16 protein-coding genes, 1 tRNA gene and 1 pseudogene are annotated in these 16,116 nt (G+C 65.9%); 9 read left to right on the top strand and 9 right to left on the bottom strand.

Going from position 1 to position 16,116, the window contains the following annotated elements; translation table 11 throughout:
* The first annotated feature begins 3 nt into the window (after positions 1 to 3).
* Positions 4 to 687, top strand: a complete 684-nt coding sequence (locus ABZS40_RS32445) for an ABC transporter ATP-binding protein (protein WP_354947956.1) — start codon at positions 4 to 6, stop codon at positions 685 to 687.
* A complete protein-coding gene (locus tag ABZS40_RS32440) occupies positions 687 to 1,886 on the top strand; it encodes an ABC transporter permease (RefSeq protein ID WP_354947921.1) in 1,200 nt (399 codons plus the stop codon). Before ABZS40_RS32445 ends, ABZS40_RS32440 begins: the two co-directional genes overlap by 1 nt.
* 103 nt (positions 1,887 to 1,989) lie before the next feature.
* On the opposite strand, the gene deoD is transcribed toward ABZS40_RS32440, so the two are convergent.
* Positions 1,990 to 2,697 carry a purine-nucleoside phosphorylase gene (gene deoD, locus ABZS40_RS32435; RefSeq protein ID WP_074315244.1) on the bottom strand — a complete coding sequence of 236 codons (708 nt, stop codon included), beginning with the start codon at positions 2,695 to 2,697 and terminating at the stop codon, positions 1,990 to 1,992.
* Between the two features lie 75 nt (positions 2,698 to 2,772).
* Here deoD and ABZS40_RS32430 point away from each other — a divergent pair.
* Positions 2,773 to 2,859, top strand: a tRNA-Ser gene (locus ABZS40_RS32430).
* 56 nt (positions 2,860 to 2,915) lie between these two features.
* Here ABZS40_RS32430 and ABZS40_RS32425 read toward each other — a convergent pair.
* From ABZS40_RS32425 to ABZS40_RS32415, 3 genes are all read right to left on the bottom strand, one after another.
* Positions 2,916 to 3,665, bottom strand: coding sequence for an SDR family oxidoreductase (locus ABZS40_RS32425; protein WP_354947919.1), 750 nt, complete (start codon positions 3,663 to 3,665; stop codon positions 2,916 to 2,918).
* Positions 3,666 to 4,132: 467 nt separating this feature from the next.
* Positions 4,133 to 4,663, bottom strand: coding sequence for a hypothetical protein (locus tag ABZS40_RS32420; RefSeq protein WP_354947917.1), 531 nt, complete (start codon positions 4,661 to 4,663; stop codon positions 4,133 to 4,135).
* A 56-nt stretch (positions 4,664 to 4,719) separates the two neighbouring features.
* The gene (locus tag ABZS40_RS32415) at positions 4,720 to 5,274 is read right to left on the bottom strand and encodes a hypothetical protein (protein WP_354947915.1); all 555 of its coding nucleotides are present in this window, start codon (positions 5,272 to 5,274) and stop codon (positions 4,720 to 4,722) included.
* 357 nt (positions 5,275 to 5,631) lie between these two features.
* On the opposite strand from ABZS40_RS32415, the gene ABZS40_RS32410 reads away from it, so the two are divergent.
* The 4 genes from ABZS40_RS32410 (at position 5,632) to ABZS40_RS32395 (ending at position 8,802) form a co-directional block, all read left to right on the top strand.
* Positions 5,632 to 7,134, top strand: a complete 1,503-nt coding sequence (locus ABZS40_RS32410) for a hypothetical protein (protein ID WP_354947913.1) — start codon at positions 5,632 to 5,634, stop codon at positions 7,132 to 7,134.
* A gap of 150 nt (positions 7,135 to 7,284) precedes the next feature.
* On the top strand, positions 7,285 to 7,434 hold the full coding sequence (locus tag ABZS40_RS32405) for a hypothetical protein (RefSeq protein WP_354947911.1): 150 nt from the start codon (positions 7,285 to 7,287) through the stop codon (positions 7,432 to 7,434).
* Between the two features lie 10 nt (positions 7,435 to 7,444).
* A complete protein-coding gene (locus tag ABZS40_RS32400; RefSeq protein ID WP_354947909.1) occupies positions 7,445 to 8,143 on the top strand; it encodes a hypothetical protein in 699 nt (232 codons plus the stop codon).
* The gene (locus ABZS40_RS32395; protein WP_354947908.1) at positions 8,140 to 8,802 is read left to right on the top strand and encodes a pentapeptide repeat-containing protein; all 663 of its coding nucleotides are present in this window, start codon (positions 8,140 to 8,142) and stop codon (positions 8,800 to 8,802) included. The genes ABZS40_RS32400 and ABZS40_RS32395 overlap by 4 nt, the downstream gene beginning before the upstream one ends.
* Before the next feature lie 24 nt (positions 8,803 to 8,826).
* Here the strand turns inward: ABZS40_RS32395 and ABZS40_RS32390 are convergent, their stop codons facing one another.
* From ABZS40_RS32390 to ABZS40_RS32380, 3 genes are all read right to left on the bottom strand, one after another.
* Entirely contained in the window at positions 8,827 to 9,468 is a 642-nt protein-coding gene (locus tag ABZS40_RS32390) for a DUF1349 domain-containing protein (RefSeq protein WP_354947906.1), read from the bottom strand.
* A gap of 431 nt (positions 9,469 to 9,899) precedes the next feature.
* Positions 9,900 to 11,219: a hypothetical protein gene (locus ABZS40_RS32385; protein WP_354947904.1), complete on the bottom strand. Its 1,320-nt coding sequence runs from the start codon at positions 11,217 to 11,219 to the stop codon at positions 9,900 to 9,902.
* 142 nt (positions 11,220 to 11,361) lie between these two features.
* Positions 11,362 to 11,961: a YbjN domain-containing protein gene (locus ABZS40_RS32380; protein WP_354947902.1), complete on the bottom strand. Its 600-nt coding sequence runs from the start codon at positions 11,959 to 11,961 to the stop codon at positions 11,362 to 11,364.
* Positions 11,962 to 12,751: 790 nt separating this feature from the next.
* Between ABZS40_RS32380 and ABZS40_RS32375 the strand changes: the two are divergent.
* Together ABZS40_RS32375 and ABZS40_RS32370 are read left to right on the top strand one after the other, a co-directional pair.
* A pseudogene (locus tag ABZS40_RS32375) lies at positions 12,752 to 13,018 on the top strand (WhiB family transcriptional regulator); the annotation flags it as partial.
* Entirely contained in the window at positions 12,995 to 13,510 is a 516-nt protein-coding gene (locus ABZS40_RS32370; RefSeq protein ID WP_354947954.1) for a sigma-70 family RNA polymerase sigma factor, read from the top strand. The pseudogene ABZS40_RS32375 and the gene ABZS40_RS32370, both read left to right, overlap by 24 nt.
* 31 nt (positions 13,511 to 13,541) lie before the next feature.
* On the opposite strand, the gene ABZS40_RS32365 is transcribed toward ABZS40_RS32370, so the two are convergent.
* Positions 13,542 to 14,483, bottom strand: a complete 942-nt coding sequence (locus ABZS40_RS32365; RefSeq protein WP_354947900.1) for an NAD-dependent epimerase/dehydratase family protein — start codon at positions 14,481 to 14,483, stop codon at positions 13,542 to 13,544.
* A 1-nt stretch (position 14,484) separates the two neighbouring features.
* Positions 14,485 to 15,972, bottom strand: coding sequence for a helix-turn-helix transcriptional regulator (locus ABZS40_RS32360; RefSeq protein ID WP_354947898.1), 1,488 nt, complete (start codon positions 15,970 to 15,972; stop codon positions 14,485 to 14,487).
* Positions 15,973 to 16,116 lie beyond the last annotated feature (144 nt).

Here is a 16,116-nt window from a genome sequence, read left to right as displayed (position 1 = left end):
GAGGTGATCGTGCTCGACCGGGTCAGCAAGCGGTACGCCGGTGGCGTCGTCGCGTTGGACGACGTGTCGCTGCGGATCGGCCACGGCGAGTTGGTCGCGATCGTCGGCCCATCCGGATCGGGCAAGTCGACAATGCTGCACCTGATCGGCACCCTGGATCGGCCGTCGACGGGCAGCGTCCTCATCGACGGGTACGACGCGGCGAAGCTGACCGACCGGGAGCTGTCCGCGTTGCGGGCCACCCGCATCGGCTTCGTGTTTCAGCAGTTTCACCTCGCCCCCGGCGTTCCGGTCGTGGACAACGTGGCCGACGGGTTGCTCTACTCCGGCGTACCTCTGCGGAGGCGGCGGGATCGGGCGGAGGCCGCGTTGGTCCGGGTTGGCCTGGGCCACCGGTTGGGGCACCGGCCGCACGAGCTGTCCGGCGGGGAACGGCAGCGGGTGGCAGTGGCCCGCGCGGTGGTCGGCGAGCCGGCGGTGCTGCTCGCCGACGAGCCGACCGGCAACCTGGACTCCCACTCCGGTGCCGGGGTGTTGGAGTTGCTGCACGACCTGCACCGCGCTGGCACCACCGTCGTGGTGATCACCCATGACCGGGAGATCGCGGGAAGCCTGCCCCGGCAGGTGCGGATGCGCGACGGCGCGGTGCGGCACGACTCGGCCCTCGCGTCGGGTGGGGTCGGCTGATGGCGATGCTGACCCCGGCCCGACTGCGTCCGGCGGACGTCCTGCGCGTCGGTGGGGTGGGGCTGCGGACCCGTCCGCTGCGGGCGTTCCTCTCCGCGTTGGGCATCGCGATCGGTATCGCCGCGATGATCGCGGTGGTCGGCATCTCCTCGTCGTCCCGGGCCGAGCTGGACCGGGCGCTCGACGCGCTCGGCACCAACCTGCTCACCGTCGAGCCGGGCAGCACCCTGTTCGGCGCTGACGCGCAACTGCCCGAGGAGTCGATCGCGATGATCGGGCGGATCGGCCCGGTGACCGAGGTGACAGCGACCGGGCAGGTGCCCGACGCGAAGGTGTACCGCTCGGACCGGATCCCGGCGGCGGAGACCGGTGGCATCGCCACCCGGGCGGCCCGCCTGGACCTGCTCGGCACCGTGGGAGCCGAGGTGACCACCGGCACCTGGCTCAACGAGGCGACCGCCCGCTACCCGGCGGTCGTGCTCGGCGCCACCGCCGCGCAGCGGCTCGGGATCACCTCGGCGGACCCGCAGGTGCAGGTGTGGCTGGGTGGGCGGCCGTTCACAGTGGTAGGCACCCTCGCCGCCGCACCGCTCGCCCCGGAGTTGGACACGTCGGCGTTGATCGGCTGGGCTGCGGCGGCCGAATATCTGGGCTTCGACGGTCACCCGACCACCGTCTACACCCGGGCACAGGAGTCACAGGTCGAGGCGGTCCGGTCGGTGCTCGGCGCGACCACCAACCCGGAGGCGCCGAACGAGGTCGAGGTGTCCCGGCCCTCGGACGCGCTGGCCGCCGCCCAGGCGACCGACGACGCGTTCACCGGCCTGCTGCTGGGCCTGGGCGCGGTCGCCCTGCTGGTCGGTGGGGTCGGCGTGGCGAACACCATGGTGATCTCGGTGCTGGAACGCCGAGCCGAGATCGGCCTGCGCCGGTCCCTCGGCGCCACCCGCGGTCAGGTACGGGCCCAGTTCCTCACCGAGTCGCTGCTGCTCTCCGCGCTCGGCGGGATCGGTGGGGTGGTGCTGGGCATCCTGGTCACAGCGGGCTACGCGTTGTCGCAGGACTGGCCGACGGTGGTGCCGGCCTGGGCGATGCTCGGCGGGGTGGGCGCGACAGTGGTCATCGGCGGCTTCGCCGGCCTCTACCCGGCGGTACGCGCCGCCCGCCTCGCGCCGACAGAGGCGCTGGCCGCCGGCTGACTTTCTGCGGCCTGGCGGCCTGATGCGGAAGAGCGTGATGACTCTGAGGCATATTGATGCCACAGAGTCATCACGCTCTTCGCGGTATTGCCGCCCGAACAGGTCAGGCGATGATCGTGTCGAGGGCGATCTCGACCATCTGGCTGAAGGTCTGCTCGCGCTCCTCCGAGGTGGTCTTCTCACCGGTCTTGATGTGGTCGCTCACGGTCAACACGGTCAGCGCCCGGGCCTTGAACCGGGCGGCGATCGTGTAGAGCGCCGCCGACTCCATCTCGACCGCCAGCACGCCGTAGTCGGCGAGGGTGTCGTACAGGTCCGGCCGGTCGGTGTAGAAGGCGTCCGCCGCCAGGATCGGCCCCACGTGCATGGTGATGCCGCGCCGCTCGGCCACCTCGACCGATGTACGCAGCAGCCCGAAGTCGGCCACGGGGGCGTAGTCGATCAGCCCGTCGAAGCGCATCCGGTTCATGTTCGAGTCGGTGGACGACCCGATCGCCGCCACCACGTCCCGCAGTTGCAGGTCCGTGCTGAGGGCACCACAGGAGCCGACCCGGATCAGCGTCTTCACGCCGTACTCGTTGATCAACTCGTGGGCGTAGATGGAGGCTGACGGCATGCCCATGCCGGAGCCCTGGACGGAGACCTCGACGCCGTTCCAGCGGCCCGTGAAGCCCAGCATGCCCCGGACCGTCGAGTAGCAGGTGGCGCCCTCGAGGTAGGTCTCCGCGATCCACTTGGCCCGCAGGGGGTCACCCGGCATCAGGACCCGCTCGGCGATCTCGCCCGGCTTCGCGCCGATGTGCGTACTCATGGCAAAGATCCTGCCAGGCCGGCCCGGGCGATACCGGTTCGGCGTCGGAACCAGCGGTCCTGTACCCTCGTCGGCGGTGGCGTGTCCGAGCGGCCTAAGGAGCACGCCTCGAAAGCGTGTGAGGGTTAACGCCCTCCGAGGGTTCAAATCCCTCCGCCACCGCTCTGAGATGCAGAAACGCCCGGTCGATCCGCGAGGATCGACCGGGCGCTTTCGCGTCAGAGTTGCTGCTCGCCACCGTCGACGAACAGCTCGCCGCCGGTCATGAAGCTGCTCTGGTCGGAGGCGAGGAAGAGCGCCGCGTTGGCGATCTCGTCCGGGTGTGCCATGCGCTGCATGGGCACGCCCGAGGCGATGGCCTGGAGCAACCCGGGGGCCTCCGCGGGGCTGGGCGCGAGGCCGGCGAGCCCGGGGGTTTCGGTCGAGCCGGGCACCAGGGTGTTGACCCGGATCTTCCGGCCGATCAGCTCGGCGGCCCAGGTGCGGCCGAACGAGCGGATGGCCGCCTTGGACGCGGCGTAGACGCTGAACGCCGGGGTGCCGTTGCTGGCGGCCGTCGAGCCGGTGAGCACGATCGACGCGCCCTCGTTGAGCAGGGGCAGGGCCTTCTGCACCGTGAAGATGGTGCCGTAGATGTTGGTGTCGAAGGTGTTGGCCACGTGCTCGACAGTGATCGAGTCGAGCGAACGGAACTCCCCACCGCCGGCGTTGGCGAACACCACGTCCAGCCCAGCGCCCCGCTCCTCGATCGCCCGCATGACCCGGTCCAGGTCGTCGAGCTTGCTGACATCGCTGGCGATGCCGGTGACGTTCGCGCCGATGCTGGCCACGGCCTCGTCCACCGGGCCCTTGCGGCGGCCGGTGACGAAGACGTACGCGCCTTCGGCCGCGAAGCGGCGGGCGGTGGCCAGGCCGATGCCCGTGGTGCCCCCGGTGACGAGAGCGGTCTTGCCGTCGAGCTGTCCCACGATGGTTCTCCTCTGTTGGGGTGTGGTCGTGTGCGGCCGGCCGGGCCTCAAGAATTCTGTAACGAGCGGTACGTATCCGACCGTAGCAACCGTCGGCCGGGTCCGCAAATTTCTGTACCGATCGGTTTTTCCTGCCGGTAGGATGAGTCGGGAAGGGTTGGTGGACTGTGCCGCAGCGAGGGCGACCACGGGGCTTCGACGCTGACGAGGCGCTGGAGCGCGCGGTCGAGGTGTTCTGGCGTCAGGGGCACGAAGGTGCCTCGGTGACCGACCTCACCGAGGCGATGGGGATCAACAAGCCCAGCTTCCAGGGCGGCACCAGCTGCTCCACCGAGAACGCGCCCATCGCCGGGTTCCTCGCCGCCAGCCGCCTGGGCGGTGAAGGCGCACTTGCCGACCGGCTCGCCCGCGCCGGTTTCGCCGCCGCGTCCGGGGCGCGACTGCCGGAGTCGGCCAGTCCGCGCCGGTCAGCACGGGCCCGCACCCTCGTCGAAGAGGCGGCGGGCCCAGTCCGCGTACCCGGCGATGGTTTGTCGAACCGTGCGCCCGTCGTGCAGGAACAGGTACGCGCGGTCGCCGCTGCGGGCGAGTAACCCGTCGAGGCGGTGCGTCCCCTGTGGAGCACGTAGCCGACTGACCTCCGGGTAGCGGTCCCAGACCTGGCCCACGGGCGAGCCTGCCGTTATGCCCTCCGGTGTCCGCATCGGGTCGCCGACCCAGAGCAGCACGAGTTTGTCCTCCACGAAGACCGGGCTGACCGTGTCGTGGCCGGCGAGCATCGGCCCGCAGGCGTCCAGGCTGGTACGCAGGATGCCGCGTCGGGTCAGCTCGTCCTCGGTGGCGCCGAACTCGATGTTCTGCAGGCCGTTCAGGTCGATGATCTCCACGCTGCCGGCGGGCCGGCCGTTCGGAATCGACCCGGTTGGCGGTACGCCGCTGCCCGCGATCGAGGCAGCCGTCAAGAGCGTGGCGATAAACGCAAATTGTCGCAATTTCATGTAATCCCCCAGTCCCCAACGGAACGGGGGCGTTCAGGTTGCTGCCGATCGCAGGATTACTGGTTTTCCCACTGTTCGACCAGCTCGTCCCAGTAGTCGGCGCTGAGTCGACGCCGCCCGTGCGCCAGCCAACCCTCGGTGCTCCGCTCCAGGTGCAACCCCAGTTCGGCGAACGGGTCGATCCAGGTGCCGGGCTCCACGCCGAGCTGACTCAGCGCACCGTTGATCGGCCACCGCTCGCGCGGCGCGCCCAACTCGTCGTCGAAGCACGGGCCCCAGGACAGCGCCCCGCCCAACCACACCGCTGCCGACTGGTAGCCGACGCCACCACCGAACTCCGCCTCCACATAGGCCACCGGCCCCGACTGTGACCAGCGGGTCAGCACCTCGACCAGCGCCGCCGACAACACCAGGCCGAACGGGCGCGCGGCGCTGCGGTCGTCCGTCGCGAAATCCGGCAACGACCCGGTCAGTTCGATCACCAACTGCGGAGTGACCGGCAGCAACGCGAAGTCCTGGCGCAGCTCGCCGAGGACCGCATGATCCAGCTCGGCGGTCTGCTCGCGGAGCAGCTCAACGTCCGCGACCACCGCGCTGAGCTGGTAAGCCATTGAGCCCTCCGCCGTCCACAGCCTGTGGATAGAACATGTGTACGACGGTTCCAGGCCCGCCGGTCGCCTCCGGACGGTACCCGCCGTCCGCGCTCAGTTGCCCACTACCGATGGTCCGTCACCCGTACTGCCCGTTCGTCTTATTTCGATGATCGAGTCGGCTGCCTATGGTGTCCAGGCGCCCATCGAAACGGGGTATCTATGCAGCGAAGCGCATCCTTTCTAGTAATCCCAACTGTTCTGGCCAGCCTGGCAATCAGTGCCCCCGCAAAGGCTGCGGAAGGCGTTCGGACCATCACCCGGGACGGCGTCGTTCTCCAACACCACGAGGAGTCCTTTCCGAAGGCGACGCCCCGGGTGCGGGGCACAGGTGTCGGCCAATCCGACTTCGACGGCGACGGCATCGACGACATCGCGGTCACCGGCGACCCATTCGAATACACCTTGCCGCTCGTTCCGGCCGGCGTTGTCACAGTGCGGTACTCCTCAGCCGCAAAGGTCGACTTTCTCATGGGCGTCATACCGGGGGACGGCGGCGCCGTCGCCTTCGGCATGGCTCTCGTGGCGGGGGACTTCAACGGCGACCGCTACGACGACCTGGCGATCGGCAACCCTGATGAGCCGGACCCCCGGAACAAGACACACGCCGGCGGGGTCTGGGTCATTCCGGGCAGCTACAACGGCCTGGTGGTCAACTCGGCAATCCACTTCAACCAGGACTCGCCGGGTGTTCCGGATAGCCCGGAGGAATTCGACCAGTTCGGGGGTTCGCTCGCGGCCGGTGACATCAACGGGGATGGCCGAGACGATCTCGCCATCGGCGCCTGGGGAGAGTCGATCGGAAGCAAGGCGATCGCCGGCGCGGTCACCGTCCTCTTCGGTGCGCCGGCCGGCCTCACGGCCACCGGTGCTCAGCACCTTCAGCAGGACCAGGCAGCGGTGCCCGGAGGGGCTGAGAGCAACGACCAGTTCGGCTTCACGCTCGCCATCGGGAAGGTCGACAACAACCGGTACCAGGATCTGGTCATCGGCGCTCCTCGGGAAAATGACGGCGCGAGCTGGGGCGGCACCGGCATGGTCACCCTGATGTGGGGCTCGGCGAGTGGTGTGTCATCCACCGGTGCCACCTCGGTCACCGGTGCGGCGATCGAACCCACCGATGGGACCGGCACCGTCGCCTGGTACCTGGGCGATGCGCTGGCAATCGGCGACCTGAACGGCGACGGGCTGGGCGAGGTGGTCGTCGGGGCCCCCGGCGCGCAGACCCCGCACCTCAACGGTGGCCTCATCGCGGCCTTCGCCGGCCGCTCCGCCGGCCTGTCCAGCAGCGCGGTGCAGATCATCACTCAGCGTACGGCCGGAGTGCCGGACAACCCCGAGGATGAAGACCGCTTCGGTGGCGTGCTGGCGGTCGGCGACGTGACCGGTGACGGCAAGGCGGACGTGCTGGTCGGTACCCCCGGCGAGGACATCGGCTCGCGGGTCGACGCCGGCATGATCACCCTGCTCAAGGGCTCCGCCGCCGGGCTGACGGGGGCCGGTGCGCAGGCGTTCGACCAGAACCACTCGGCCGTCCCGGACGGGTCCGAGAACGGCGACAAGTTCGGTACCGCCGTCGCCCTGCTGAACCTCAGCCGCGCCAGCGGGCTCGACGCCGTCGTGGCGTCCCCCGGTGAAGAGGTGAAAGGTGACCTCGGCGGATATCCGTCCGGGGTCATCAACCCGTTTTACGGCTCCGCCGGCGGGCTGGTGCCGCAGAACAAGACGTGGAGCGGTCTGTCCGACCGGACGGCGATCGTCTGGCCCCAGCGTTACGGTCTCCGGATCGCTGGGCCGCAGAGTGGTGGCCTGCTGTTCTGAGTAGTGCTCGACAACGCCCGGCCGGTCCGACGTGGACCGGCCGGGCGTTTGCGCGAACACCGGCCGTGCGCGTGCCGTCGGCCGGGCAATCCCTCCGATCTTGGACAGTTTCCGTTCAGCGCGAACTCTTCAGTCCCATGACATCTGGCAGTGGTGAAGTCCCGATACATCGTCGTCACCATCCCGGCGATCGCCGCGTCGATCGTGGCGGCCGTGGTCAAGTGGGGCGGCCGGATCCTCACCTACGTCGCGGCACTGATCTCCAGCCTCACCAACCTGTCCAAGCTGCTGAACGGCTAGGGCGGCGACGATGGCGAAACCCAAGCCTCCCGGCGGAAACGGTGACGGCGGAACCACGTCGCGTCCGGGTGACGGCGACAGCGACGTCCCGGGGCAGCGGCACCGCAGCTCCAGCGAGGTGCCCGAGAGCGTCACCGGCGGGCAGGACTTCGCCGACGCGGATTTCAAGCTCGGTCGGCCCGGCGGCGACTCCGGCGACCCGCCAGGCCGCCCGTCCGGCGGCGACGACGGATACCAGCCCCCCAAGCCCGGCACCCCGGAGTACGACCGGCGGCTGGAGGAACTCGCGGCCGACCCGGCCCACAACGGCAACATCAGCGCGAAGTCGCGGATCGAGGCCGAGGTCGGGCTGGCGGCGGAGGCGGACGGGAAGATCCCCGGGCCGATCCGCCGAGCCGAACTCGACAACTCCGATCCCGCATTCCAGAAGGACCAGGGTGAGTTCCTCGATTCCAACGGGGATAACTGGGACGTCAAGTCCCCCAATGATGTGTTTCCCGCCGGGCGGCGGGCTGGTGAGCCGATGCCCGAAGGTATGAAGGGCCGCTACGATGGCGAGGAGTTCGAGCAGAAACTCGCGGACGAGGTCGCTGGTGGACAGAACGTCATTCTCAACACCCGGAGCCTGTCGCCGAGTGCGTTGGCCGATCTCAGGGCGCGGGTCGCTGATCGACCGGAGTGGGACGGCAAGGTGGTGTTCGACAAATGAGCAAATACAAGCGTGCCAGCGGCGACGTGCTTCGCTGGCCAGACAGCCCCGACGCGCGGGAAGCGCTGGAGGAGTGGTTCGCCGACTCTTCGGCCACGGCGTACCTGTCGGGGGATTTTCTTGATTTTCGCGGCGCGGACCTGAGCCGTCTCGACCTGACCGGCGCTTACCTTGCCAATTCTCATCTGGTCGGTGTCCGATTCGGGGAGGCCAACCTCGGCGACGCCAACCTGACCAACGCCGAGTTGCACGGCGCAGATTTCTCCTTCGCCGATCTGGCCAAGGCGGAAATGGTCGGTTGCTCGGCCGGAAAGGCATTTTTCCGCTCGGCTCGGTTGTTCGCGGTGCAGCTCGACGACGCCGTTCTGGAAGGGGCGGATCTCCGCCACGCGATTCTCAATTCCGCCAAGCTCTACAAGACCGATCTGCGCGACGCCAATCTTGAGCGGGCCAGCCTGCGCTGGTGCACGCTCGGCGGCACGAGCATGCCGACGGTGCTGACCGGCGCGAGGATGTTCGGCTGCCAGTTCGAGGGCGCGAAGGGTGCTGTCGTCGGCCCGGTCCTCGTCGACGAGGAAGCGACAAGGTCCCTCGGCGGCGCCGAGTTGGAGGCGTGGTTCTCGGCGCAGGGCGCGGAGCACGTCCAGGTGGTGGGCTGACGCCACCGCACACACGGTTCAGCCTTAGGAGCCGTCGCGAAGATCGGCGAGGCGCTCCGGCCGGAAGCTGATCTCGTCGAAGGTCACGCTGCATCCTTCGCCGGTCGGCGACTGGCCGGCAAAGCCGATTCGGTCGTGTGCCGTCTCGCCGTCGAAGCTGAACACGCGGATCAACTGCCAGGTCGTGCCGTCGACCGAGGCGTGGTAGGCGTAGACCCGGCCGATTCGCGAGACTCGCAGCCACACCGACCGGTCGGCCACGACGAAGGAGTTCGCATCGTCGGCAACACCCCGACAGATGACGGACACGATCATCGGCTCGGCCTCGGGTGAGAACTCGAAGCACAACTTGCCCCAACACCGTTCGTTGCGCCACGTCAGCAGCACCCCGGCGTCGAAGGTCGACGCGAAGGCCGCCGTGACCCTGGCGCTGAACTGGAAGTCCCCCTCCGGCGGCAGGTCCCCGAGCAGCGTCGCCGCGTTGAGGACGGGCTGGGGGTTCGACGCGTCGTCCTGGCCTCCGTCGCTACTCGGGTCGATGAAGATATCCGTACGCGGCTGCGCCGACACCGTCACAGCGCCGGTCGCCTCGTCCACCCGCCAGAGCTCTGGGGACGACGGTACGAGCGGGGAGGGCATACCGGGAACGGTCAGTTGGTCGGCCATGACCAGGACGCTACAGCGGGTCCGGCAGGAGACCTGTCGCCAGCGGGCGGTCACGTCAGCGAATCGACACCGCCTGCCGGGACGGTCGTACACATGTTCTATCCACAGGCTGTGGACGGCGGAGGGGTTCGATGGCGTACCAGCTCAGCGCATGCCAGACCGGCGGCACCGCACACACGATCCAGGGCCGGTCCCCGTGGGGGCCGGCCCTGTCGTTCGTGCTGCTCAAGCGAGCGGAGGATACGAGATTCGAACTCGTGAGGGTGTAAACCCAACACGCTTTCCAAGTCTGCATGCGCCTGTACGCCAGCAGTCAGCAACGGCCGCTAGCAGGACGGGAAGGGGTCACAGAAACGTGCTTGGACAGCTCCGTACGCCAGCGAATGAGACCGAAACTGAGACCGGGTGCGACGACCGACGCCCTGCGTCCCCTAGATCCAAGGGGCCGGTTTTGCGCCGGCTATGAGGACCTTCTGCGCAAGGAACCTCGCTAGGGCGATGTAATGAGTGAGCTTTCGCGCTTCGTCTCCGAAGGGCAGCAGGAGTTGGGCACCATCCGGCCCTCCGTCCTCCTTGCTGTGCACGATGCGACATCTTATTTGATAAATGCGGTCCGCTACCTGATCGATCACCTTTTGCTCTTTGTTGCCGAAGTTCAGCGGCTTCACTCCGGCAATTTCTTGTTTGCCTGTGAGAAAGTCTTCCATCACCTTGCTTTCCTTGATGAACGCGCTTAGAGCCTCATTATCAACACATCTCCGCAGAGTTGCCCGGAGCTGCTCAGACTCGGCAAGGAAACTCTTGCTGCTACCGCCTAGTATTCCCAACATCCGTGCTAGATCTGAGTCGCTGTTGGGATCGAATCTCGGGTCAAGGAGCTCTTGGCGAACGCGTTGCATCAACTCTTGGCGCGAGTAGACAGAGAAAAAGAACTCCATGACTTGGTAATAAGCGAGGAATTCCAGAAGTGGCATACCAGCGGCCGACCTGCCGTACGTATATAACGAGGCAGCCTCAGGTGAATATCTCGTACGGGGCAATCTCGGAGCTCGGATATGGACCGCCCTAGCCTTCTCTCGGTCCCCCCGTATCTGCGTCACTGTACGACTAACGGCGAGTGCTAGCGGCATTTCGTGGGTCACATCCAAGTCGAAAAACAACGCAGAGGAAAGCTCTTTGAGTAGCACTAGGGCGTCCTCGTGTCGGCTAACACCTTTCGCCTTAATCTTCAAGGTGAAGGGGCCGCCGCGCCCTACCCATCCGCGCTCAAGCCGAGCCAAAACATCAGTCGCCGGGCCGATCTCCACCTCCAGTCGGGCTGATATCGAAGGGAACTTGACTCGAAGAGGCTGCTGGCTCTCGCCTGCCGCCTCTTCTGCCGCTGCTTCCGCATCTACGCCGCTCTGGTCGTTCGGATTTTCGTCCGCTAGAGGAGTGAGTCGCTTAAGCAAAGAATCTATGGGTGCTGTGTAAGACCTTAAGATGGCTTCTATGTAGCCCGTCTTCCTGTCAAGGATGGCTGCATATTCACCCAAGAAAACCCAGTCCTCGAAATCGGTTCGATTCAGAACCTCCGCGGTGCTGCTAGTCACCACATGGCTCCGCCGGCCCCGACCGTTAGCAAATTCGACGACGAGGTATTCATTTTTAAGTCTTGAACCGTCGTGACCCACCATGTCTAGCGTCTTGGTAGTGAACGGAATATTTGCCTTCTCAAGTCGCATCTTGAGGATAGCTACTGTGTCCATCATCCCCCCACGTTGCCCTCATCGCCGCCGCGCAATAGTAAAGCGATGGCACCGCCTGTCAAGCGTTTTGTCGCATAAGCGTCAGCAGTGTGGACGCACGGATGAAGCGGTCTTGTGTCAAGCCCGACGGAAGGATGACAGGCCCTCAACCGTCGCTAGTCTTATCACCGCTGGATCTACGGGTCGAGAAGGCGTCCGCCAAGACTCCCTGGTCGTAAAGGAATTCGACGAAGGAGGTTGCTACGGCTGCCGCAGCATCTACTAGCTCGATCAGGAGCTCGTCGTGGATACCTGCCCCGAGGGGGGTCTGTATCTCGCAATAGATGGGCAGCTGTCCTCGTTCTGTTGGATCGCCGAGGTACGCTTTCATGAATCGACGAGTATGGTTCCACTCATTAAGCACGTTCAAAGCCTCGGCGCCCGAGTCGCGGGGAATGGTCGCAAAAGGTTTTGCGCGACAGACCAAAATTTCACAGTCGGGGCCTTCGGCTTTAAAAAGAACGGCGTGACGGTCCCACATGGCCAGAAGGTGTTCGTCGCGGTCAGATAGGTAGTAAACATTAAGAAAATCTAACGCGTTCGCTATACGCTCGGTCGAAAGGGGCCTCGGGGGTTCGTGCGCGACGGAGGATGCTTTCACGCCGGCATGACGTTGCTTGGGGAATTCGTTAGGGACTGGGGCGAATGCGGGTGTTATCCGCCCCAACGCGACGACCAACTGCTGAAATATCTTATTGAGACGCATCGCCGCCCCCTGCTTCGATCAGTTTTGGCTGGGTGCTGGCAGCGCCGGTGGTCGGTGTTGCTACCTGCTCCTGATTAAGGTCCGGCAAACGTTGATGGACAGCAGCCTGCAAGATTTTTTCGACGACAAGGGGGCAGCTACTCCGAGGATGAATGCGGCGAACCCTGTCGATACCTGGCTCGACGAACCAGCGGCAGCCGCCAAGCCCGCACCCGCTGCCACTCGGATCAGCACTGAAACCACGTACGGGAGCGGCCCGGGCTCGCTCGCCCACCGCCAGGGCCACCCGCCGACGCGGCGGATCGCGGCCGCGAACTGAAGTCCCTCGACGACGAATCCGCCGATTGCACCCCACATTGCAGCCTCTAGCGGTGGCATGTGGTCACTCTAGGCAACATGGATTCTCGACCCGGCCTTCCGCCATTTCGGGCGATTCTTGCCAAATGCCTCGGAATTTCTCGAATCACCCTAAAAAATTCTGCGGCGGGCCCGTCACGCTGGATGCTGTGGTGGACCACTACTGAGTGACCGGACCGCATGCGGCCAGGTGACGAAGGAGTTGAGTCTTGTCGAGTGACGTATGGACGACACTGCCCGTGCTGATTGGCGCGGGAACTACCGTCTTGGTTGCGCTTATACGAACCTGGGCAGTGGTGAGATGTCGACGGATCCAGGCCCAAGCCCGTTGCGAGATCGTTCGCGCCCTGCTTCCGGGAAGCCGGATGATTGACTCGCACGGTGGCAGCCTCACAGTGGAGGTAGCCATAAGAGGCCGCCGAGAGGGGTAGCGATGGCGATGATCAAGGACTGGCCGAGCATGGCCGCGTGTCAGAGCACCGAGGCGAACGCCATGCTGGCATTTGGCGGAGAGCAGAACGTAGCGAAGAAGCTATGTCGCACTTGCCCCGTCCGCTACGAATGCCTTGCGGACGCCCTTGACAACCGCATTGATTTCGGCGTGTGGGGGGGGATGACCGAACGTGAACGGAAAGCAATTCTCAATAAACATCCACAAGTCGAGAGTTGGCGAAATATGTTCGAGGCTGCGATGCGCAAGCAAGTCCGCAGCACAACGGCATCCCGGGATGTTCAAGACGAGTTCGCAGCTCTTCAAGAGTCGATGACGGCGAATGAGTACGCCGCATGCTATCAGCGGGAGCGCTTACCACTAGTAAAATTTTTAATTTATCGTGGCGCTGCACCGCAAGACGCATTCGATGCGGCTCAACATGCCTTTGTGGAAGCGTGGCGGCGCTGGGAGCAAATTCATAACCCGAGGACCTGGCTGCGTACAGTAGCCATTCGGGCAGTCGCAAAGGCCAATCAGCCGACAGTCCCACTCAACGAGCAATATGATCTCGCCGACTCTGCGCCGCTAGGTAGCCAGGTTTCGGAGGAGACCATGGACCTTGTAGCGGTGTTGCGTCGATTGCCACCATTGCAGCGAGAAATTATGGTTTGGACAATTGACGGTTTTACGCCGTCGGAGATCGCCAAGGAGCTCGGGATAAGTGCGGAGGCTCAGACGAGGGGAATTCGAGCCGCATAGGCAGTGCCGCGATGCAGCCCACCAGTAGGAGCTAGGCAAACGGCCATGCCTCCCATGCATCCGCGAGGATCTCGCTCAGCTTGGATCTCGCCGGGGTCCAGCCAAGAACGGTGTGGGCGCGGCCGACGTCAGCAATCAACTCCGGCGGCTCAGGCTGAGGTGGCTGACGGCGGAGGGTCACCGGGTGGCCGGTGATCTGTTCGGCGGTGGCCACCACGGTGGCCATGCTCGTTCCGATGCCTGAGCCAAGGTTGACGGTCTTGCTCTCGCCTGGCGTGCAGACGGCCAAGGCGAGCCGAACTGCTGCGGCAACATCTGCCACGTGCACAAAATCCCGCACTGCCGCCCCGTCGCCGTTGAGGGTTACGTGGTCGAGCTCGCCGGTGATCGCGCGAAAGACGTTCGGGATGATCCGTGCGCGGTCGGTGTCGGTAACGCCGTCGACGGCCCCGGCGATGTTGAAGGGCCGGAGGGTGACCGCCCCGATCGCTCCGGTCGCCGCATACGCCGCGACCATATGCTCAGCGGCGACTTTCGACGCCGCGTATGGGCTCTCGGGGTGCGGGTCGAGGTCTTCGGACAGTGCGCCGTGATGCTGTGACCCGTAGACGATGTTGGTGGAGGCGAAGATCAGAGAGGCCGGCGCGGTGGTGGTCCGCGCGGTTTCTAGGGCCATGAGTAGGTTCAGGGTGCCGGTCGTGTTGACGTCGAAGTAGCCCAGCGGGTCAGCGAACGAGTCCCGCCCGCTGGTCAACGCCGCAAGGTGTACGAATCCGTCGTACCCGCCACCCTGGACGATCTCGAAGACCCGCGCACGGTCCCGGATGTCCCCCGTCACCAGCTGGACGCCGGACGGTGCGGTGCGGTCACCGCGACCCCGGGTCATGACCGTGACCCGGTGCCCGACGGCAAGCAGGTCGCGGGCTACGGCGCGGCCGAGAAATCCCAGGCCACCAGTTACCAGTACGTGCACGTCAGCCTCTCCCCAGGATCGTGCGGCGGTGTTCCCACGCGAGTTCGAGGCATCCGGCCGCCGCCGGTGCCAGCCGCCCGCTGGCGGTCAGTTCGTCGATGGTGTGCCGGGTGAATGGCAACGCCGAGGTTGGCCGTACCCGCCCGGTCTTGACCACGGTTCCCTCAGCGTTGGAGTCGACCATGTCGGCGAACAGGTGGTCATAGGTGGGACCGTCGTACACGGCGACGGTCAGAATCTCGCCCCACAGGGTGAGTGCGTCGAGCGCGACACCGAGGCAGAACACCCGCACCCCACCGGACGCATACGCCCGGCCGAACGCCGCCAGCGGTTCCGCACTGTAGTCCGCCGGTTCACCGTCGCCACCGTGCTCGGCACTGCCGAGGAATTCCTCGCTGTACTCCCGCATCATGTTGCGCCACAGGTCGAAGTCCCCCACCTGAGCGGCAGGCAGGACGCTCGATGGCTGGAACACTCCCGCCGGCATGATGTGCAGCATTCCCCCGGCTACGGCGACGTTGCCGGCTGCGCGGTTGTGCAGCACGAATGATGCTCCGTCGTCGTCTACCCGCAGGGTGAGCGTGTCGGTTGACGGCGCTGTCGGTCGACGGCTGGGCGTGAACGGGTCGCCCACGAGCCGTCGGAAGCTCAGGTGTCGCCAGGACGCTGGCAGGATGCCGCTCCCGTCGCCGGCTACGTGGTACATGGCCATTTCGTGTGCGAGCGCTTCCGACACATCGACGCCGCCAAAGTACGTGCCGGTGGTGAAGGTGAGCGCATTGTCGGACTGGCTCCAGTCCACTCCCGCGAGGTGCCACGCGAGCCGGTTCTCAAAGAGCCGCGGCTGTTCAACATCCCGCAGGGCGAGGCTGTAGCGCTGGTGTCGCCGCCCGTCCGACGCCAACGGCCGTACGCCGGCCGCCGCGTCCTCGGTCCCGGTGACGAGGGGCACGGTTCCCTCCGGGGCGAGCCCGATTCCGAACTGCGCCAACTCGATCGGAGTCGATGGCAACCATTGCGGCGCCGCAATCAGGCCGCTGTCACCTACGCGGTGCTCCACGTCGTAGAGGCGTGCCGCCTCACGGGCGAGCTGCACCCGATGAATGTTCAGCTTCCGCCGGACCGCCCGCCACTCTTCCTGGCTGCCCTCGGCCTGCGGGTGAGACACCGGATCCTGGTAGATCGCGAAACCTCCGGAATCGTTCTCGGGACTGTCGCGCTGCTGGGGTGTGACGCGCTGCCTGGTGAGTCCAAGGTCTTGCACAGAGACGTCGAAGTGCTCGGCAAGGAGCTGCCGGTAGAGCGCGGACGGATACGTGATCCCTCGCTCCCACCTGCTGACCTGATTGGCGGTCACTGCCAGTCTTTTTCCGCGGGCCACACCTAGGCGGTTCAACCCATCCGCCACGTCCTGCTGAGTCTCGCCCGCCGCGTCGCGGAGGTTGTACAGCGCGAGATTCGGGGTGGCATCCCTGGCGTGAGCAGGCACAACGGCCCTCCTTCGCTGGCGTAGGCACCCGCCGATACGCAACCGCGCCTAGGGCCTGTCCTGTCGATCTTGAATCGTCTGGTCAGGTGACGTCACATCGAGGGATCATGGGGCATGACCGATGCTGATGCGGTGCTGAGGATC

This window comes from Micromonospora sp. NPDC005324 (genome assembly GCF_040607155.1).
GTDB lineage: Bacteria > Actinomycetota > Actinomycetes > Mycobacteriales > Micromonosporaceae > Micromonospora > Micromonospora trifolii.
The sequence above is the reverse complement of the archived record's forward strand: the minus strand, read 5'-3'. Positions and strand labels throughout refer to the sequence as shown.